Below are 20,470 nucleotides of genomic sequence, written 5' to 3' on the forward strand. Positions count from 1 at the left end.
GGCTTTCATTCTCCATGCGCACTGTACCCAAGATTGGGCGCCGGGCGCTCGGCCGGGCTGGTGGTGGGCGACGAAGTTTCATGCTGGGGCCTCGCTCAACGCCCGGCTGCGGCCGGATCGCGCTCCAGCAGCACGACCCGGCCGGCCTCCAGGCTCACCTGCCCGTTGCGGACGGCCACCGACTGGCCGGTGTAGGCGTCGCGCAGGCGCTCACCTTCGCGGAAGACCTGTCCCACCGGCAGGCTGACCGGACCGGGGGCGGCCAGGGCCACCACGACGCGGTCCCCGCTGGTGCGGTCGATGCGGCTGAAGACATAAGGCTCGGCCTGCAGTTGCTCATGCATGCCGCGGGCGATCGCCACATGACGGGCGCGGAACGTACCCAGCTTGCGCCAATGCTCCAGCAGCGCTGCGTCGATGCGGTCCCAGTTCATGAAGGAACGGGTGGCTTGTTGCGGGTCGGTACGTGGGCGGTATCCCTCCGGTCGCCCGGTCTCGTCGCCGTAGAAGATCTGCACGCCGCCGGGCACCAGCATCAGCGCGGTGCCAGCCTCGAACAGACGCTTGCGGCTGAAGAGTTCGGTGTCGTGCGAGGAGATGTAAGCAAGATTGCTGAACCCGGGCCGTCCGGCATAGACGCGTGCGTACTGCGCAAAGAGGGGTTCGGGCGCGCTGAAGCGGTGCCCCTGCTGCTGGAAGTTGAAATCGATCATCGCATCGAAGCCAGCGTCGTGCAATGCACTGCGCTCGGGCCCGTGGCCCCAGTATTCGCCCACCATCCAGAAGGGCTCGTCGTCGATCTTCTTGTCGGGGTTCTTGGCCTTCCATTCGGCCAAGGCCTGGGTGGCTTCGCGCTTGAGTTCTGCCCAGGCCTCGGGCTCGACATGCTTGACCGTGTCGGCTCGAAAGCCGTCGATGCCGTATTCGCGCACCCAGTCGGTCAACCAACGGATGAGATAGCCGCGCACCGTGGTGTTGGGCAGGTCCCGAGCACGCGTGTCTGGCTTGTGGCGCAGGAAGGTGGGCAGCTTGACGGCTTGTGGGCTTTCGGTGCGGAAGTCGGGCAGGTAGGCCAGTTGCATCGTGCGGTCGTCCCGTCCGCCGTCGAGGTAGCCGGGCAGTCCGGCGCGCACCCAGTCCCGCCCCCACCAGAGGCCGAATGCGAAGCTGTTGTAATCGATGAAGCTGTGGTAGTTGCGCAGGGTGGCTTGCTCGTGACCAGGCCACAGAACCTGTGGCACCAGCTCGGCGGCCGTACGCAGGTCCAGGTAGCCGGGATGGTTGAGCACCACGTCGAACAGCACGCGGATGCCCTGCGCATGTGCCGTGTCGACCATCTCGCGCAGTTCGTCTGCGGTGCCCATGTTGCGGTCGAGCACGGTGTAGTCCAGCGCGTAATAGCCGTGGTAGGCGTAATGCTTGAATTCTTTGTCGCCACCGACCACCCAGCCGCGGATCTGCTCATACGGGGCGGTGATCCATAGGGCATTGACTCCGAGCGCCTTGAAATAGCCTTCTTGGAGTTTGATCGTCAAACCTTTGAGATCGCCGCCGTGGAAAGTGGCGACGTCGTCCTTGGGCTGGGCTTCTCGCTGGCGCCCATAGCTGTGGTCATTGGCTGGGTTGCCGTTGAAGAAGCGGTCGGTGATGACGAAATAGACGATGGGGTTGTCGGCAAAGCGGCCGGGCACGGCGTGCGGGACGGTTTGCGCGCCTTCGGCGGGTGGGGCGGCCGGCGCAGGTGCGGGGGCCGATACCTGGGCAGACACGGATGCAGGCGTGTGGTTGGCCGTTCCACAAGCAAGCAGCATGGAGGCGAACAGCAAGGCCGGAAGCAGCGGTTTCATGGCAGCAGGCAAGACAGGCCCGCGCCGCTGCGGCGGCGCAGGTGGCATGGGGGGCGTGCCCCGCCAAGCGGGCTTACGTCGCGGCGGGGCCCGGTGTCAGCTCACTTGCAGGGCTTGGCCTCGCGGGCCTTTTTTGCATCGGCCAGCGAGGTGTAGATGGCGCGGTCGCCATTGTTCACCCAGATTTGCTTGTGAACCTTGCCATCGAAGGCCATGTCGCGGCCGCCTTGGTCCTTGGTATCACCCTTGTGGATGATGTAGTTCACCCGGCCATTGACGTAGTCGTCCAGCTTGGTGTGCCAGTACACGCCGAAATCGTCTTTGCCGGTGGGCATCATCGGCTTTTGCCATTCGATGCCGGGCAAGGGAATGCCTCCGTCCTTCCAGAGGTGCACACCCCATCCGTCATAGTTGTTGTCGCAACGGTTGTAATGGATGGACACGTAGCCAGGCGGCGGCGCCGATCCCTGAGCCAGGGTTGCGGTGCCGACCACGAGCGTGGCAGTGGCAAGGGCGGATTTCAAAAGGGAAGAGAAGCGCTTCATCGTCATGTCTCCTTGCTGGGGGTTGAGGCGCGGTTGGGGATGGGTCGTCACGGGCTCATCCTTTCAGTCCGCCGGCGGTCAAGCCGGAAACCATCCATTTCTGGGCGAGGATGAAGACCACGGTGATGGGCAAACCTGAGAGGATGGCGGCGGCGGCAAAATCGCCCCACAGGTAACGCTGTTCGTAGAGGAAGAGCTTGGAGCCCACGGCCAGTGTGAGCTGGTCTTGCTTCTGCAGCAGCACGGAGGCCACCGGATACTCGATGATCGCGTGGATGAAGGCCAGCAGGAAGACGACCAGCAGAATGGGAACGGCCATGGGCAGGAGCACCCATCGGAAGGCTTGCCAAGGCGAAGCACCGTCGACTTTGGCCGCCTCCTCGATCTCGCCGGGGATGGTGTCGAAATAGCCCTTGATCGTCCAGGTGAACAGGCCGATGCCCCCTGCATAGGCCAGCAGCAGCGACGCATGGCTGTCGATGCCGAACAGCGGGAAGACATGGCCAATGCGGTCGAAGACGGCGTAGAGGGCCACCAGTGCCAGCACCGCAGGGAACATCTGGATCAGCAGCAGGGCGCTGAGCGCCTGCGACTTCCCGCGGAACTTCATGCGAGCGAAGGCATAGGCCGCGGTGGTGGACAGCAGCAGGGTGATGATCCCCGACAGCGTGGCCACCTTCACCGAATTCCACAACCAGCGCAGCACGGGAAAGGGGGGCTCGACCAGGCGGCCGTCGGGCCCTTCGTAGGCGATGCCCAGTGCGAGCTTCCAGTGCTCCAGGCTGATTTGGTCGGGGATCAGGCTGCCGGCAGCGAAGTTGCCTGGCCGCAGCGAGATCGACAGGATCATCAGGAACGGAAAGATGATGACCGCAATGAGCGCGATCAGGAACACGTGCGCAGCCAGTACACGCCAGCGATGGGATTTGTCGAGAACGATGGCCATGGTCGGGAATGCTCCTCTGGAGGGCTTCAGCGGGCTTCTTCTTGGGTGATGCGGGTGGCTCGCAGGTTGAACCATGACAGCAGCGCCACCATCGTGAAGATCACCGTCGAGATGGCAGCGGCCAGGCCGAAGTTCTGGCCCGAGTCCTCGAAGGCGATGCGATAGGTGTACGACACCAAGATGTCGGTGGTGCCCGCAGGGATCTGCGTGTCGAGGAAGTCGGGCCGTCCGCCGGTCAGCAAATTGATCAGCACGAAATTGTTGAAGTTGAACGCGAAGGAGGCGATCAACAGCGGGCTGAGTGGTTTGATGATCAGTGGCAGCGTGATACGGAAGAAGTTGGTCAGTGGCCCGGCGCCTGCCACGGCCGAGGCTTCGTAGAGGTCCGACGGGATGGCCTTGAGCAGTCCCATGCACAACACCATCATGTACGGATAACCCAGCCAGGTGTTGACGATGAGCAGCATCACCTTGGCCAGAAAAGGGTCCGAGAACCAGGCGGGCTTGATGCCAAACAAGCCGTGCAAGATGAGGTTGATTTCGCCGAAGTTGTTGTTGAACAGGCCCTTGAACACCAGGATGGAGATGAAGCCCGGCACGGCGTAGGGCAAGAAGAGCAACGTCTGGTAGATGCCGCGGAAACGCAAGGCCTCCCAACTCAGCAGCACGGCCAGCACCATGCCCAACGAGGTCGCAAACAGCACGGTCAGCGCCGCGAAGACGACCGTCCAGATGAAGATGCGCACGAAGGGCTCGCGGAAGGCCTCGTCGGTGAAGATGCGCACATAGTGGGAGGCACCGATGTTCACCTGGAACCCCGGGGGTACGTTCTCGCCTGCTTCGGTTTGGTAGAAACCGACCTGGAAATTGGGGCGCAGCACCGAACCATCTCGTTGATTCGTCAGGCTGCCGTCGGCGTTGCGGACATAGAGTTTTCGCACCGGTGCGAACTGACGCAGGCTGCTCATGCGCACGGTCGTGCCATCGGGCATGGCGATGGTGAGGCTGCGCAGGCGGGGCTGTAGGCGAATGAGTTCGCGCAGTTCGACCGTGGCAAGCTGGGGCGGCTGCTGCGCGGCGGGTGCCGCGGCCACGGAGCTCGGCCACGCATCCTCGAGGTCGATGGCAGGCGTGAGGAAGACCTCGCCTGAGTCTGGCGCTTGCAAGCGGAGGATGTGGCGCTGACCATCGCTCAGCAGTGCAAAGTCGTAAGTGCGTCCTTCGGCTTGGTAGGTTTCATCCAGCAGGTAGGCCGTGGCACGCTCGAAACTGAGCAGGTTGCGCGAGCTGTAGTTGGTGAAGCTGATGGCCACCGTATACAACATCGGAAAGACCACGAAAATGATCACCGCGGCCAAGCCGGGAAAGAGATAGCGCCAGGCGTACAGGCGCTGCGAGGTGTAGACCCACGCCGCCAGGGCGATGACCACCAGCAAGGTGCCGGCCAGCAGCATTTCGCCGGCAGCGTAGACGAGGGTGACGAGGTAAAGCGCTCCCAGGGCCAGCACGAAGCCGGTCATCCGGGGAGCCCAACGCTGCAGGACGGAAGTCTGAGTCATACGGAATGCTTGGGTGGTCCGGCTTGGAGGCCGAACCACCAGGGTGCAACTCTTGCGGGCCTTGGGTCAGGTCACTTGGCGGTGATGCGCTTGGCCGCAGCGTCCAAGGCTTCCTTGGGGCTTTGGCGTCCTTCGGTCATGTTCTGTAGTGCCGAAGCCATCGAGGACCAAAAGCGCCCCATCTCCGGGATGTTGGGCATGGGAGCGCCGTCTTGCGCGCTGGCCATCGTGGCCTGGATGTTGGGGTCGCTCTTGAGCTGGTTGAAGAAGGATTTGGACGCCGGCGTGCCCAGCGGCACATCGTCGTTGATGGTCTTGAGGCCTGCCACGCTGAGCATGTGGTTTTCGATGAACTCGATGGCAAGTTCACGGTTCGGTGAGGCCTTGTTGATCATGGCCCCCATCACGCCGACGAAGGGCGCCGCCTTCTTGCCGGCCACGGTGGGGATCTTGGCCACGCCGAAGTTGATTTTGGACTTCCTCAGGTTGTCCCAGGCCCAGGGTCCATTGATCATCATCGCGACCTTGCCCTGGTTGACGGCGGCTTCCATGTCGGCATAGCCGGCGCCCTTGGGCATCACGCCGTCTTTGATCATCTTGACGATCAGCTCGGCACCTTTGAGAGCCCCGGCGTTGTTGACTCCGGTGTCGGTCGGATCATAGGTGCCGTCGGCCTTTTGTTTGAAGGCATACCCACCGTTGGCTGCCAGCAGCGGCCAAGTGAAGTAGGTGTTGTTGTAGTCCCAGAGAATGGCTTTCTTGCCTTGAGCCGAGAGTTTCTTGTCTAGCGCGATCACTTCTTCGAAGCTCTTGGGTGGAGTCGGCACCAGATCCTTGTTGTAGATGAGGGCCACTGCTTCGATCGAGATCGGGTAGCCCCAGGTGCGGCCGCCGATATTGAAGGCCTTCCATGCCAATGGGTCGATGTCTTCGACGATCTTCTTGGATGGGGTGACGGGCTGCAGCAGGCCGCCTTGGATCCACTCTCCCACGCGGTCGTGGGCCCAGATCCAGATGTCCGGGCCTTTGCCTGCGGCGGCGGCCTGCTGGAATTTGCCCGGGGCATCTTCCGGATGCTCGACCGTCACTTTCACACCGGTCTTCTTCTCGAATTCATCGCCGACTTTCTGCAGTCCGTTGTAGCCTTTGTCGCCGTTGATCCAGATCAGCAGTTTGCCGGGCTCGACGGCAAGAGCCGGCGCAGTGAAGCCGGCCGACAAGGCCAGCGCAGTGGCCGCGGCCACCAGCTTGATGCGTTGACGTTGAATGTTCATGGCTTGCTCCTTTGGTTTCGGCCTGTTCGGGCGCTTGGGGTCGTGCAGTGACACGGTTGGGGAAAAGGGGCTCGGTCATCCTGCGCGGGGCAGGGCATGACCGTGGGGATCGAAAACGTGGCAGCGTTGGGGCGGTACGCCGAGGTGGGCGATGTCGCCGATGCCCAACGGGGTGTCCGGCGATGCGCGCACCACCACGGGTGCTGAAGCGCCGGGAAGGTCCACATACAAGTAGGTGACGTCGCCGAGATGCTCGGCGGCTTGCACGATGCCGGGCAGTTGGTTGCTCGTGTCGAGGCCATCGGTGGCGAGGTGTTCGGGACGCACGCCCACGGTCACCGGTGTACCGGCGGCCACACCGGTGGCATCGACGGCCGCGCGGATGGTGCGTCCATCGCCCAGCCGCAACAGCGCTTCGGTGGCCGCGGCCGACTCCAGGGTGGCGGAAATGAAGTTCATCTTGGGCGAGCCGATGAAGCCGGCCACGAAGAGGTTGGCTGGCCGGTGGTACAGCTCCATCGGTGTGCCGACCTGTTCGATGCGTCCGGCATGGAACACCACGATGCGATGAGCGAGGGTCATGGCCTCGACCTGGTCGTGCGTGACATACACCATGGTGGTCTTGAGTTCACGGTGCAGTCGGGCCAACTCGACCCGCATTTGCACCCGCAGCGCGGCGTCCAGGTTGGACAAGGGTTCGTCGAAGAGGAAGACGCCTGGCTTGCGCACGATGGCTCGGCCGATGGCCACCCGTTGCCGCTGCCCGCCGGACAGTGCCTTGGGCTTGCGGTCCAGCAGATGCTCGATTTGCAGGATCTGCGCGGCTCGCCGAACGGCGGCTTCCTGCTCGTGCTTCTTCACCCCCGCCAGGCGCAGCCCGAAGGCCATGTTTTCCGCCACAGTCATGTGGGGATACAAGGCATAGCTCTGGAAAACCATCGCAATGCCTCGCTTGGCCGGGGGCACTTCGTTGACCAGCCGTCCGTCGATGTACAGCTCGCCGCTGGTGATGTCTTCCAGTCCGGCGATACAGCGCAGCAGCGTGGACTTTCCGCAGCCCGAGGGGCCGACGAAGACGATGAACTCACCGTCGTGGATGTCCAGATCGATGCCGTGCAGCGTCTCGATCTGGCCGTAGGATTTGCGCAGCGCCTTGAGTTGGAGATGGGCCATGGTTGGATTCGATTCAGGCGTCGGACATCACACCATCTTGCCGAAGTAGGCACCGTAGGCGGGCAAGGTGAAACGCTGAGCCTGGCGATGCGCGCCGGCAAAGCCATGACCGTCGAGTGCCACGCTGGCCGGTGCCTGCGGCAGCTCGAAGCTCACGGGTTCCGATCCCAAGTTGAACAATGCCAGGACCGCATCGCCTGGCTGGTCGGCGGCCGGGGTGCGCGCCAGTGCGAGCACCGGTTCGGGGGCATCGAAGAAGCGAATGTCGCCGCCAATCAGCGCTGGCTGTGCCTTGCGCCAGGCCATGAATCGGCGCAGCGCCTGCAAGGGCGAGGCGGGGTCGGCCTCGCTGAGGTCCACTGCTCGAGAGAGATGCTCGGGCGGCACCGGCAACCAGGGTTCCACCGTGGCATCACCACTGAAGCCCCCATGCGGCCGCGTGCTCGACCAGGGCATGGGCGTGCGGCAACCATCGCGGCCCTTGAATTCGGGCCAGAAGGCCTTGCCGTAAGGATCTTGCAGCTTCTCGAACGGGATATCGGCTTCGGTCAGGGCCAGTTCATCGCCTTGCCACCAGCACACGCTGCCTCGCAGGCTCATCAGCATGGCCCCGGCCACTTTGATGAAATCGGTCGAAGCGCCTGGCCCTCCCCAGCGCGTCATCACACGGGCCACATCGTGGTTGCCGAAGGACCAGCAGGCCCAGCCGTCCTTCATCTGGGCTTCCAGCTCCTCGACCTGTTGACGGATGTACGCAGCACTGCGCTCGGACGTCAGCAGGTTGAAGCTGTAGGCCATGTGCAACTTGTCGCCATTGGCCGTGTAGGCGGCCATGGTCTTGAGCGAATCATCGTCGCCGACCTCACCCACGCTGGCTGCGCCATACTCGTCCAGCAGCGCACGCACACGCTGCAGGAAGACCAAGTTCTCCGGCTGCGTCTTGTCGTACAGGTGGCGCTGCATCCCATACGGATTGGTCTCCATGACCGTCTTGGTGTCGCGTTGTGTCGCTGGCGGGTTGTCGCGCAAATGCCGATCGTGGAAATGGAAGTTGCAGGCATCGAAGCGGAATCCGTCCACCCCGCGTTCCAGCCAGAAGCGGATGTCCTCCAGCACCTGCTGTTGCACCGCCGGGTGGTGGAAATTCAGGTCCGGCTGGCTGGCCAGAAAGTTGTGCAAGTAGTACTGGCGACGACGCGGGTCCCACTGCCAGGCCGATCCACCAAAGACGCTGAGCCAATTGTTCGGAGGCGTGCCATCGGGCTTGGGGTCGGCCCAGACGTACCAATCGGCCCGGGGGTTGTCGCGGCTGCGGCGGCTTTCGACGAACCAGGGGTGTTGGTCGGAGGTGTGCGACAGCACCTGATCGATCATCACCTTCAGTCCCAATTCGTGCGCACGCTGGACCAAGCGATCGAAATCGGCCAAGGTGCCAAACATCGGGTCGACATCGCGGTAGTCGGCGATGTCGTAGCCGAAGTCTTTCATCGGGGAGCGGAAGAACGGCGATATCCAAATCGCATCCACCCCCAGGCGGGCCACATAGGGCAGGTGCTCAATGATGCCGGGCAAGTCCCCGATGCCATCGCCGTTGCTGTCGGCGAAGCTGCGAGGGTAGATCTGATAGATGATGGCGCCGCGCCACCAGTCCGTGGCGCGTGCAGGTGTGGTCGAGACGAAGGTCACGTCGGAAAGTCCGTCAGTTTGCGGTTGGTTTTGGCACCCCTGGTGCAAGGCGATGGACACGGCATGTCGATGCCCATCGCTTTGCAGGCGGCGCTGCGCCGCCCATGCGCTCATGCCGCCGTGCCGTCACGAGCCGGCACGGCGTTGCGCATCACCACCAGGTCTCGGCCTGCACGCCATAGGTCAGGCCAGACTTCTTGTCGGCAAACACGTTGTTCGAGTTCGCGTTGACGCCACTGCGAGCCGCCTCGTTCCAGGTGGCGTAGGTCACGAAACCGCGCAACACCGGACGCGACCAGAACCCGCGCGACAGGGACAGCTGCGGCGCGATGGTCAGCTTGGTGAGCGTGGCCCATTTCGCGTTGGTTTGGCTGTCGTCCTTGGCGCGGTCCACGCCCAGCTCCACCGCCAGCGAGAAGTTGTCGCTGAAGTTGTATTGCGGACGCACGCCGAAGCTCATCCATTGGCGTTGCTCCAGATCCCAGGGGGCCTTCTTCAGGTTGTCCCAGATGAACGTGCCCATGCCGGACCAGTTGCTGCCTGCAGGCGCGATGTAGATCTGCTCGACCAGGCGAATCGACTCTCCCTTGGTGTCGTTGTTGCCGCCGGCGTAGGCCGGGATCCAGTTCATGCCGGCGCCATTGCCCCGGCCGTACTGCAGCGCAAGCTTGTTGAATCCGCCGAGGACGCCGCCCTGAAAGTGCTGAGCCGTCAATAGGTAACCCGTTTTCTCGTCACTGGCGATGGCGTTGCTGCCACGGATGATTTGGGCGGCCAGTTCGAGCTTGCCGTTGGGATTGACGCCGATGTCGTAGAAGCGGAATTCATAGCGCTTGGCGGCATTCACGCCCACGCCACCACCGAACACGAAGCTGCCCGGCGCGCCGTCCAAGCCCGAGTTGCCACCGTTTTGGTGGTAGGCGAACGCAAATTTGGCCGGCCCCACCTCGACGTCTTCGATGCCGGCGCCGGGGCCGGTGTTGGCCCAGTAGTAGTAGTCGTTGATGTGCACGTCGTGGCGGTTGTAGAAGCGCTTGCCCACCCAGACCTTGGCGTCCTGCAGTGCACCGTCGGGAAAGAAGCCGCCGGCGATGACGTAGTTCTCGCGACTGGCGATGTCGAAGCTCTTGCTGTCGCTCGAAGGATTGGGGTCGATCACGCTTTCATAGTCTTGCGCTCCCTTCTCGCGCAGTGCCAGGCGCAGGTTGTACTTCGCCCAAGCCCCGTCGGACTTGCCAAAGGGCACCGATACCGCCGCTTCGCCGTAGTTGTCGCATTCATTGCCCAGTCGGTACTTGGCCTGCGCGGGCCAACCGAGGCGGAAACATTGCAGGTTGCCGCCTTCGCTGGTGCCGCCGACCTGAGTGCGCACATAACCGTGGAACTCGATGCCTTGCGCCCACGTGGCCGGCGCGGCGAAAGCGCCGGCCACGGCTGCCGCGGCAGCCAGCAGCTTGAATTTGTGATGCATGGTGGAACTCCTCATGAGTGATGGCTGGGGGTCATGCTGCGCACGGCCGAGGCCGCTTCGCAGCGGTTGGGGAAACCGGGTGTGGCTGCGAAAAAGAGGCGACGCCGGGTCGGGCGTCGCGAACTCGCTCGCGCTGAAGACCGCGGAGCCATCACGGCCGCTGGGCGGGGTGCCGCCGAGAAGCTCGCGTCCGTCATGGCAGGTTGTAGGATCACTACAGATAGGCGTGTAGTTTGATAACGAATCGGATGTTAGAAACAAAACTACTCTTTCTGAACCCGGGATAACCCTGTACGACTACACGCCTACATGACCTGGCGGCGCAATCATCGCTGCGGCCGCGAGTGGATGGATCGGGCGTGGACAGGGCGTTCGAACTCGTCTAGCATCTAGATGTAGTTTGCCTACATCCGGGGCATGCTTTTGCCAAGCGCCCGGATGCCATTCATCGAGGAAGACGACACTGTGGATCCAACCTACCCCCGCCTGGTCGGGGACATTGGCGGGACGAACGCCCGCCTGGCCTGGGTGGCAGCCCCTGGCCGCTTGCCCGAACGTGTGAAGACCTATGCCTGTGCTGCCTATGAGTCGCTGGAGTCCGTGATCCGGGCGTATTTGGCGGATGAGGGGCTGGGCGTCCCGCCTTGGTGTGCGATTGGTATCGCCAATCCGGTGACCGGCGACTGGGTTCAGATGACCAATCACCACTGGGCCTTCTCCATTGGCGCCTTGCGCGATGGCTTGGGGCTGCAGCGCTTGCTGGTGCTCAATGATTTCACGGCGTTGGCCATGTCGCTGCCTTCGCTGTCGGGCGACGATCTGCGCCTGGTGGGGGGGGGGCGCGCCGTCGAGGGAGAGCCCAGGGCCTTGGTGGGGCCGGGGACGGGCTTGGGCGTCTCGGGGTTGCTCTCATGGGGGGGCGGGCGCTTGGTGCCGGTCCATGGCGAAGGGGGGCACGTGACCTTGGCGGCGGCCGACGAAGAGGAAGAGGCGGTGCTGCGCGTTTTGCGGCGGCGCTTCGGGCATGCTTCTGCCGAGCGCGCCTTGTCGGGGCCGGGCTTGGTGCATCTTTACGATGCCGTATGCCAGCTACGTGGCATCGCGCCGGCAGCCCTGAGCCCGGCGGAGGTGTCGCAGGCAGGCTTGAGCGCACAGGACCCCGCCTGCGAACAGGCTCTGGCGTTGTTCTGTAGCTTCCTGGGCACGGTGGCTGGCAATCTTGCGCTCACCTTGGGCGCGCGTGGGGGGGTGTACATCGGCGGCGGCATCGTGCCGCGTCTGGGCGCATGGTTCGATCGGTCTGCTTTCCGGCGGCGTTTCGAGGACAAGGGTCGATTCAAGTCTTATCTGGCCGAGATTCCGACCTACGTCGTGCAAGCCGCTCATCCCGCTTTGCTGGGGGCGGCGCGGGCTTTGGATGAACTGAGTTGAAGGGGGTACGGATGGGCCGGGTGAGCCAGGAACATCGACATTCCCGGGCGGTGGCTCGGGGGCGACATCGGGTCGCGGCAACCATGGTGCTGCTGGCCCTGGCGGCAGGATGGGGTCCCGGCGGATGGGCGCCAGCCGTGGCGGCCGACGCTTCGGTGGCCCCGCGAGCGCGGGAATGGCGCATCAATGAGCTGACGTACATTCGCTTGGCCGCACGGGAGGCGGGCCACGAGGCGCCCAATGCTCATCCGGCTATCGTGACCCCGGAGCTGGTGCGGCGCGCGCTGGCCAGCGTCACCACGGTCGTGCGAGATCGTGCGGAGGCGTTGTTCAGCCAGGACGAGCTGGAGGACTGGGTCGGCGTCTTGGTGCAGGCGTTTGCCGCAGCAACGCCTGGCCAGGACGTGGAGCTGCTTAGCACGGCGCGACGTCACGGAAACTTCTTGAGCACGCCATATGGTGTGACGGCCCGCTTGTTCATCGACGATCAAGGCTTGAACTTGATCGTGCACGATGCGCGCCTGGATTTTTTCCACGCTTACCGCGCCACGAAGGTGCTGCCGCGGTTCGAGCATGGTTCGCGCACGCAAGCGGGGCCTTCGACCGTGGCCAGCGCGCAAGCTCGGGTCAAGCGGGCCGATTGGTTGGTGTTTCCGTTGCAGCCGGTGGTTGCGGCGCCTGCGCCGGCGGCAGCGCCGGCCCTCGGTCCGGGCTCGGCGGTGTCACCCGCGCCTGCTTGGCGCGATGAGCGGTTTTACGAGGAGCAGGAGCAGCGCTTGCGCGGACTGCAGCGCTTGCGTGATCAGGGGCTGATCACGGATGAGGAATTCCAGCGCAAGCGCCAGGAGGTCTTGCAATTGCTGTGAGGCCGCCCGAGACCCCGGCGGCGACGGTCGCCGCCGGGCGTCGTCCGGCCACTGGCGCGACGCTCAGGCTTCGAGCGCTCCGGGCTGAAGACCGCCCATGACGCGACTGAATCCTGCATCGACATAGGTGATCTCGGCGGTCACGCCCGAGGCGAGATCGGACAGCAAGAAAGCCGCCACATTGCCCACGTCTTCGATCGTGACATTGCGCCGCAGGGGGGCATTGGACTCGACGATGTCCAGGATCTTGCTGAAGCCTTTGATGCCCGAGGCAGCCAAGGTCTTGATCGGGCCGGCGGAGATGCCATTGACGCGGATGCCGCGGGCGCCGAGCTGGGCGGCAAGATAGCGTACGCTGGCTTCCAGCGAGGCTTTGGCCAGCCCCATCGTGTTGTAATTCGGCACGGCGCGCACGGCGCCCAGGTAGGTCAGGGTCAGCAGTGCGGCCTTGGGGCTGAGGCGCGGCAGCGCAGCCTTGGCCATGGCCGGGAAGCTGTAGGCCGAAATGTCGTGCGCGATGCGAAACGCTTCGCGTGACAGGCCGTCGAGGAACTCGCCCGCGATGGCCTCGCGTGGGGCAAAGCCGATCGAATGGACGAACCCATCGAAGCTTGGCCACGCCTGGCCGAGTCGGTCGAACAGGGATTGGATCTGGGCATCGTCGCCCACGTCGCATTCGAACACCAGGTCGGAATCAAACTCCCGGGCAAACTCGGTGATACGGTCCTTGAAGCGTTCGCCCACATAGCTGAACGCCAATTCGGCGCCTTCGCGACGGCAGGCCTGCGCAATGCCATAGGCAATCGATCGGTTGGACAGCAGGCCGGTGATCAAAAAGCGCTTGCCGGCGAGAAATCCCATGTTGTCTCCGCGAGGGTCAAAGAAGGAAGATTTTGGCATGCGCGCTGTCCGGGGCGCCAGATGCGCCGGCCCGCGGTGCCGGCATGCCGACGCAACGAACGGGCCCAGGACTTGCTTGGTCTTGTGGGGCGCGGTAGAATCCTGCTTTCGCTAAGTCATTGTGAGCCATTGTAAATAATGGGCGGAGATATCCAGCCCATTTTTTTTGCTTGGCCTCGTTTGCGTCGCGTTGCATGGCGAAGTGCGTGCCGAGGTGCGTGTCGATGCGGGGCTGGGGTGGCTGGTTGCGGTGGCTTGTTGCGCTTGTGGGCTGTGGGCGCCTCGCGGGTGGTCGGCGCGCGTGCAAGTTGCGGATGGTGTTGCTGCGGGAGTGTTGGGTACGCGATGGGTTGGCAGGCCTTGGTTGAGAACACGGTGACGGGGTTGGGGTACGACTTCGTCGAGTGCGAGCGCAGCCCGGGAGGGCTGCTGCGCGTGTTCATCGACCGCGTGGCTGGCGATCCGCGGGGCGCCTTCATCACCGTGGACGATTGCGAGCGGGTGACGCGCCAGCTCCAGTACGTGCTGGAAGTGGAAAACGTCGACTATCGACGCCTGGAGGTGTCGTCTCCTGGTCTGGATCGGCCGTTGCGCAAGGAGGCCGATTACCACCGCTTTGTCGGCCAGGAAGTGGAGATCACTCTCAAGCAGGCTTTCCAGGGGCGGAAGAAGTACCGTGGCGTGTTGGAGCCGCTGGACTCGGGGTGGCGCCTGGTGTTGCGCGAGGGCCTCCAGGAGCAGGCATTGGATTTTTCTCTGGACGAGGTGCGTGAAGCCCGCCTGGTGCCCGTGATCGACTTCAAGGGTCGGCGCAAGGGGCAAGCTGGGGCTGCGCCCACGGACGATGCACAAGAAGACGGAGGTCAGGAATCATGAACCGCGAGCTGTTGATGTTGGTGGACGCGATCTCGCGTGAGAAGAACGTGGAACGCGATGTCGTGTTCAGCGCAGTCGAGGCCGCCTTGGCATCCGCCACCAAGAAGCTCTACGAGGGCGAGGTCGATATCCGTGTGGTGATCGACCGTCAGACCGGTGAGTACGAGACTTTCCGTCGCTGGCACGTCGTGCCGGACGAGGCTGGGCTGCAGCAGCCCGATGCGGAAATCCTGCTGTTCGAGGCGCGTGAACAGATTCCCGATATCGAAGTCGGCGACTATATCGAAGAGCCGGTCGAGTCCGTGCCGATCGGCCGAATCGGCGCGCAAGCGGCCAAGCAGGTCATCTTGCAAAAAATCCGCGATGCCGAGCGGGAGCAATTGCTCAACGACTTTCTGGCTCGCGGCGACAAGATCTTCGTGGGGACCGTCAAGCGGATGGACAAAGGCGACCTGATCGTCGAGTCTGGTCGTGTCGAGGGGCGCCTCAAGCGCAGCGAGATGATCCCCAAGGAGAACTTGCGCACCGGAGACCGTGTGCGTGCGGTGATTTTGGAGGTCGATCCGAGCTTGCGGGGGCCTCAGATCATCCTGTCGCGCAGCTCGCCGCAGTTCATGATCGAGCTGTTCCGCCAAGAGGTGCCAGAAATCGAGCAGGGCCTGCTGGAGATCAAGAGCTGCGCCCGCGACCCTGGCTCGCGGGCCAAGATCGCGGTGCTGTCGCACGACAAGCGGGTCGATCCGATCGGCACCTGTGTGGGCGTGCGCGGCTCGCGGGTGAATGCCGTGACCAACGAGCTTGCCGGCGAGCGTGTGGACATCGTGCTGTGGTCCGAGGACCCAGCACAGTTCGTGATTGGTGCGCTGGCCCCGGCCAATGTCGTGTCCATCGTGGTGGACGAGGAACGCCACGCGATGGATGTCGTGGTGGACGAGGAGAACCTGGCGATCGCCATTGGCCGCGGAGGGCAGAATGTGCGCCTGGCCTCGGAATTGACCGGCTGGCGCATCAACATCATGACCGCCGAGGAGTCCAAGGCGAAGCAGGCCGAGGAAACCAGCGCGATCCGTCGCTTGTTCGTCGAGAAGCTCGATGTCGACGAGGAGGTGGCCGACATCCTCATCGAGGAAGGGTTCACCAGTCTCGAAGAGGTGGCCTATGTGCCGCTGCAGGAGATGCTCGAGATCGAGGCATTCGACGAGGACACCGTCAACGAGCTGCGCACGCGCGCCAAAGATGCGTTGTTGACGATGGAAATTGCCCGTGAGGAGAAGGTCGAAGAGGTGTCGCAGGACCTGCGCGATCTCGAAGGGCTGAACGCGGATTTGATTGCCAAGCTGGCCGACGCCGGCATCCACACCCGCGATGATCTCGCCGACTTGGCGGTCGATGAGCTGATCGAGATGACCGGTGTCGACGAGGCACAGGCCAAAGCGCTCATCATGAAGGCTCGAGAACACTGGTTCACGGCCTGAAGGCTGCACCGAGGTTCCGCCCGTCCAGCCCAAGCAAGTTCGTCAAGGATCACACACAATGGCCGTTACCACAGTCGCACAGTTCGCCTCCGAGCTGAACCGCCCCGCCGCGACGCTGCTGGAGCAGTTGAAGTCCGCCGGGGTGGCGAAAGCCTCGCCGGAAGACTTGCTGACCGAGTCCGACAAGGAGCGTTTGCTGGAGTACCTGCGCATGGCGCACGGAACCGCCGGCACCGAGCGCAAGAAGATCACGATCACGAAGAAGTCCACCACCGAGATCAAGCAGGCCGATGCTTCGGGCAAGGCGCGCACGATCCAAGTGGAGGTGCGCAAGAAGCGCGTGTTCGTCAAGCGTGACGAAAGCGCTTCGCCGGTCGAAGAGGTCGCCGCGCCCAAGCCCGTCGTCGACGAGGCCGAGCTGCGCCGCCGCGAGGAAGAGGCCAACCGTCAAGCCGAACTCTTGCGCCGTCAAGAAGAGGAGTTGGCCGAAAAGCGCCGCCAGCGCGAGGAACAGGAGCGGCGTCAGCGCGAGGAGGCCGAGGCCCGTGCGCGCGAGCAGGCCGAGCGTGAGGCGGCCGAGAAGGCCCGTGCCGAACAGGCGGCCCGTGCCGAGCAGGCGCGTCGCGCCGAGCTGGCCGCTGCCCAAGGGCCGGCCCAAGCGCCTGCGGCCGCACCGGCTCAGGCACCGGCACCGGCGCCGGCACCGGCTCAGGCGGCCGCCGAGCCGCCCAAGTCCGCCGTGCGGGTGGTCAAGGCCGTCGATGTCGAGGCCGAAGAAAAGCAACGCCTGGCCGAGCTGGAGCGTAAACGCAAGGCCGCTGAAGCCGAGGCGGCTGCGATTCGGGCCATGATGGCCGCTCCCAAGCGCGGCGTGATGACGGCCAAGAAGCCCGAGGAAGACAAACCCAAGGCCGAAGCGGGCAAGGAAGGCATCAAAGGCACCATTCACAAACCCAAAACATCGGCGTCTGCCGCTGCGGCGCCAGCCTCGCCCAGCAGCGCACCCAAGCCGGGCGACAAGAAGTCGGTCAAATCCGAGAAGCTTTCGTCCAGCTGGGCCGACGACGCGGCCAAGAAGCGCACGCTCAAGACGCGCGGCGACACGGCGGCCACCACTCGGGGTGGCTGGCGGGCACCTGCCAAGGGCGGCGCGCGCCGGGGAGACCGTGGCGAGACGGCCACGACCTTCGTGGCACCGACCGAGCCGCAGGTCTACGAGGTGCATGTGCCAGAAACCATCACCGTGGCCGAGCTGGCCCACAAGATGTCGGTCAAGGCCTCCGAAGTGATCAAACAGCTGATGAAGCTGGGGCAGATGGTCACGATCAATCAGCAGCTCGACCAGGAAACCGCGATGATCGTGGTCGAGGAAATGGGGCACAAGGCCTTCGCCGCCAAGCTCGACGACCCGGAGGCTTTCCTCGAGGAAAGCCAAACCGCACATCAAGCCGAGCTGGTGACGCGCGCCCCGGTGGTGACCGTGATGGGCCACGTCGACCATGGCAAGACCTCCTTGCTGGACTACATCCGTCGATCACGGGTGGCCGCAGGCGAAGCCGGTGGAATCACGCAGCACATCGGCGCCTACCATGTGGACACGCCTCGTGGCACGATCACTTTCCTGGACACGCCTGGTCACGAGGCGTTCACGGCCATGCGGGCACGTGGTGCCAAGGCCACGGACATCGTGATCCTGGTGGTGGCTGCCGACGACGGTGTGATGCCGCAAACTCGCGAAGCCATCCATCACGCCAAAGCCGCGGGTGTGCCTATCGTCGTGGCGGTCAACAAGATCGACAAGCCCGATGCCAATCCCGAACGTGTGAAGCAGGAGCTCGTGGCCGAGGAAGTCGTGCCCGAGGAGTATGGCGGCGATGCCCCGTTCTGTCTGGTGTCGGCCAAGACGGGGGAGGGGATCGACAACCTGCTGGAGAACGTGCTGCTGCAAGCCGAAGTGCTCGAACTCAAGGCCCCCGTGGATGCGCCGGCCAAAGGCTTGGTCATTGAGGCGAAGCTGGACAAAGGCCGTGGTCCGGTGGCCACGGTGCTGGTGCAGTCGGGCACGCTCAAGCGCGGCGATGTGGTGCTGGCAGGAGCCAGTTACGGCCGCGTAAGGGCCATGATCGATGAGAACGGCAAACCCACTCAGCAAGCGGGACCGTCCATTCCGGTCGAGATTCAGGGTCTGACCGAAGTGCCCCAGGCCGGCGACGAGTTCATGGTGCTGGCCGACGAGCGTCGTGCTCGCGAGATCGCTACTTTCCGCCAGGGCAAGTATCGAGACGTCAAGCTGGCCAAGCAGCAAGCCGCCAAGCTCGAGAACATGTTCGAGCAAATGGGGCAAGGTGATGTGAAGACCTTGCCACTGATCATCAAGGCCGACGTGCAGGGTTCACAGGAGGCGCTGGCCTCTTCGCTGCTGAAGCTGTCCACCGACGAGGTCAAGGTGCAAATCGTGCACGCGGCCGTGGGTGGCATCAGCGAAAGCGACGTCAACCTTGCGCTGGCATCCAAAGCGGTCATCATCGGCTTCAATACCCGCGCCGATGCGGGCGCGCGCAAGCTGGCCGAGCACAATGGGGTGGACATCCGCTACTACAACATCATCTATGACGCGGTCGACGAAGTGAAAGCGGCCATGTCGGGCCTGCTTGCGCCGGAGCAGAAGGAAGAGATCATCGGCACGGCCGAGGTCCGCCAAGTGTTCCGCATCTCCAAGGTGGGAACGATTGCCGGATGCATGGTGCTGTCCGGTGTGGTCCGCCGCAATGCCCGCTTGCGTCTGCTGCGTGACAACGTCGTCATCTACACCGGCGAACTGGAGTCGCTCAAACGCTTCAAGGATGATGTGCGCGAGGTCAAGGAAGGCTTCGAGTGTGGTCTGAGCATCAAAAACTACAACGACGTCCAGGAAGGTGACCACCTCGAATTTTTCGAGATCAAGGAAGTGGCACGCACGCTGTAAAGGCGGAGGCGCTCTCGCGCTCAGGCCCCGCCGATCGAAAGATGGGCGGGGTTTGTGTTTCTGGCAGCAACCGGAGTCCCACCATGCGACACAAGCGATCCATTCCCAACCGTGCCCACCGGGTGGCCGATCAGATTCAACGCGACCTGGCCGAACTCATTCGCGAGCTGAAAGATCCTCGCATTGGGATGGTCACCCTCAACGCAGTGGAAGTCACGCCGGACTATGCCCATGCGAAGGTCTACTTCTCGCTACTGGTCGGCGATCCCGAGGAAACCCAGGCTGCCTTGAACGAAGCCGCCGGCTATCTGCGCAATGGGCTGTTCAAGCGCTTGCAGATTCACACCGTGCCCACCTTGCATTTCATTTTCGATCGCACGACCGAACGGGCTGCCGATTTGAATGCGCTGATCGCGCAGGCCAACGCCACCCGCGCCAAGGACTGAACTCGTCATGCCTGCAGCCGTCACCGTTGCGCCAGCGCGCCATCGCATCGAGCGCCGTGCGCTGCACGGCGTGTTGCTGCTCGACAAGCCCCGCGGACTGAGCAGCAATGATGCCTTGCAGAAAGTCAAACGGTTGTTGCAGGCCCAAAAGGCCGGTCACACCGGGACTTTGGATCCCCTGGCCACCGGCCTGTTGCCCTTGTGTTTCGGTGCGGCCACCAAGTTCTCTCAGGTCAGTCTCGAAGCCGACAAGGCCTATCGTGCAGTGCTGCAATTGGGGCGGCGCACGACCACGGGCGATGCCGAAGGCGCCGTGATCGATGAGCGCCCCGTCTCGCTGACGCAGGCTCAGGTGGAGGCTGCGCTGGCCCGTTTCACCGGCGAAGTCGAGCAGATCCCCCCGATGCACTCGGCCCTCAAGCGCGAGGGACGGCCGCTGTACGAATATGCCCGTGCCGGCGTGGAGGTGGAGCGTCAAGCCCGGCGCGTGAAGATCCATCGCCTCGATCTCGTGGCCTGGCGGGATGATCGGCTGGAGATCGATGTCCTGTGCAGCAAGGGCACCTATGTGCGCACGCTGGCCGAGGATCTTGGCCAAGCGCTGGGCTGTGGCGCCCATTTGCTGGACCTGCGTCGCACGGCCAGCGGCCCGTTGTCCGTCGGGCAGGCCGTCACACTCGAGAGGCTGGAGCAGATGGCGCCAGCCGAGCGAGATGCGCAGATCCTGAGCCCAGACGTGCTGCTCGCCCATTGGCCGGCCGTGCATCTGGCCGCTGACGAGGCTGGACGCTTCCTGAGCGGGATGCGTCGACGGCTGAACCATCCCGATGCGCAGGCCGTTCGCGTGTACGGTCCGCAAGCGGGGGCCTTTCTCGGCAGCGCCCGGATCCGTGCCGGCGAACTCATTCCCATGCGGCTATTGAGCCCGCCCGAGGTGCAGGCCTTGCTCGCGCTTGCCTCCCATTCATTCTGATTGCACTGTCCAGATCGCCTCATCCGGGGCGCCATCG

The 20,470-nt window shown here is 63.8% G+C and carries 16 protein-coding genes; 7 read left to right on the forward strand and 9 right to left on the reverse strand.

Annotated features, from left to right (window positions below):
* Positions 1-95: 95 nt before the first annotated feature.
* From F615_RS0101655 to F615_RS0101690, 8 genes are all read right to left on the reverse strand, one after another.
* Complete coding sequence (locus F615_RS0101655; RefSeq protein WP_019559432.1) at positions 96-1,847, reverse strand: alpha-amylase family glycosyl hydrolase; 1,752 nt, start codon at positions 1,845-1,847, stop codon at positions 96-98.
* A gap of 101 nt (positions 1,848-1,948) precedes the next feature.
* Positions 1,949-2,443: a pullulanase-associated domain-containing protein gene (locus F615_RS0101660; protein WP_156824505.1), complete on the reverse strand. Its 495-nt coding sequence runs from the start codon at positions 2,441-2,443 to the stop codon at positions 1,949-1,951.
* A 4-nt stretch (positions 2,444-2,447) separates the two neighbouring features.
* Positions 2,448-3,338: a maltose ABC transporter permease MalG gene (gene malG, locus F615_RS0101665; protein ID WP_019559434.1), complete on the reverse strand. Its 891-nt coding sequence runs from the start codon at positions 3,336-3,338 to the stop codon at positions 2,448-2,450.
* Positions 3,339-3,364: 26 nt separating this feature from the next.
* Positions 3,365-4,897 (reverse strand): maltose ABC transporter permease MalF, encoded by a 1,533-nt coding sequence (malF, locus tag F615_RS0101670; protein WP_033370854.1) that lies wholly within the window; start codon positions 4,895-4,897, stop codon positions 3,365-3,367.
* Between the two features lie 71 nt (positions 4,898-4,968).
* Complete coding sequence (malE, locus tag F615_RS0101675) at positions 4,969-6,171, reverse strand: maltose/maltodextrin ABC transporter substrate-binding protein MalE (protein WP_019559436.1); 1,203 nt, start codon at positions 6,169-6,171, stop codon at positions 4,969-4,971.
* A 75-nt stretch (positions 6,172-6,246) separates the two neighbouring features.
* A complete protein-coding gene (locus F615_RS0101680; RefSeq protein WP_019559437.1) occupies positions 6,247-7,344 on the reverse strand; it encodes an ABC transporter ATP-binding protein in 1,098 nt (365 codons plus the stop codon).
* A 27-nt stretch (positions 7,345-7,371) separates the two neighbouring features.
* Positions 7,372-9,144, reverse strand: coding sequence for an alpha-glucosidase (locus F615_RS0101685; protein WP_019559438.1), 1,773 nt, complete (start codon positions 9,142-9,144; stop codon positions 7,372-7,374).
* Positions 9,145-9,181: 37 nt separating this feature from the next.
* Complete coding sequence (locus F615_RS0101690; RefSeq protein WP_019559439.1) at positions 9,182-10,501, reverse strand: maltoporin; 1,320 nt, start codon at positions 10,499-10,501, stop codon at positions 9,182-9,184.
* A 438-nt stretch (positions 10,502-10,939) separates the two neighbouring features.
* Between F615_RS0101690 and F615_RS0101695 the strand changes: the two genes are divergently transcribed.
* Positions 10,940-11,932 carry a glucokinase gene (locus tag F615_RS0101695; RefSeq protein WP_019559440.1) on the forward strand — a complete coding sequence of 331 codons (993 nt, stop codon included), beginning with the start codon at positions 10,940-10,942 and terminating at the stop codon, positions 11,930-11,932.
* 83 nt (positions 11,933-12,015) lie between these two features.
* A complete protein-coding gene (locus F615_RS17540) occupies positions 12,016-12,798 on the forward strand; it encodes an SHOCT domain-containing protein (protein ID WP_019559441.1) in 783 nt (260 codons plus the stop codon).
* Positions 12,799-12,861: 63 nt separating this feature from the next.
* Here F615_RS17540 and fabI read toward each other — a convergent pair whose 3' ends face one another.
* Entirely contained in the window at positions 12,862-13,659 is a 798-nt protein-coding gene (gene fabI / locus F615_RS0101705; RefSeq protein ID WP_019559442.1) for an enoyl-ACP reductase FabI, read from the reverse strand.
* A gap of 384 nt (positions 13,660-14,043) precedes the next feature.
* Between fabI and rimP the strand changes: the two genes are divergently transcribed.
* The 5 genes from rimP (at position 14,044) to truB (ending at position 20,433) form a co-directional block, all read left to right on the forward strand.
* The gene (rimP, locus tag F615_RS0101710) at positions 14,044-14,574 is read left to right on the forward strand and encodes a ribosome maturation factor RimP (protein ID WP_019559443.1); all 531 of its coding nucleotides are present in this window, start codon (positions 14,044-14,046) and stop codon (positions 14,572-14,574) included.
* Positions 14,571-16,049, forward strand: a complete 1,479-nt coding sequence (gene nusA / locus F615_RS0101715) for a transcription termination factor NusA (protein ID WP_019559444.1) — start codon at positions 14,571-14,573, stop codon at positions 16,047-16,049. Before rimP ends, nusA begins: the two co-directional genes overlap by 4 nt.
* A 58-nt stretch (positions 16,050-16,107) precedes the next feature.
* Positions 16,108-19,014, forward strand: a complete 2,907-nt coding sequence (infB, locus tag F615_RS0101720) for a translation initiation factor IF-2 (RefSeq protein ID WP_019559445.1) — start codon at positions 16,108-16,110, stop codon at positions 19,012-19,014.
* Positions 19,015-19,097: 83 nt separating this feature from the next.
* The gene (rbfA, locus tag F615_RS0101725; protein ID WP_019559446.1) at positions 19,098-19,460 is read left to right on the forward strand and encodes a 30S ribosome-binding factor RbfA; all 363 of its coding nucleotides are present in this window, start codon (positions 19,098-19,100) and stop codon (positions 19,458-19,460) included.
* 7 nt (positions 19,461-19,467) lie between these two features.
* The gene (gene truB / locus F615_RS0101730) at positions 19,468-20,433 is read left to right on the forward strand and encodes a tRNA pseudouridine(55) synthase TruB (protein ID WP_019559447.1); all 966 of its coding nucleotides are present in this window, start codon (positions 19,468-19,470) and stop codon (positions 20,431-20,433) included.
* The last annotated feature ends 37 nt before the right edge of the window (positions 20,434-20,470 follow it).

This window comes from Caldimonas manganoxidans ATCC BAA-369 (genome assembly GCF_000381125.1).
GTDB lineage: Bacteria > Pseudomonadota > Gammaproteobacteria > Burkholderiales > Burkholderiaceae_C > Caldimonas > Caldimonas manganoxidans.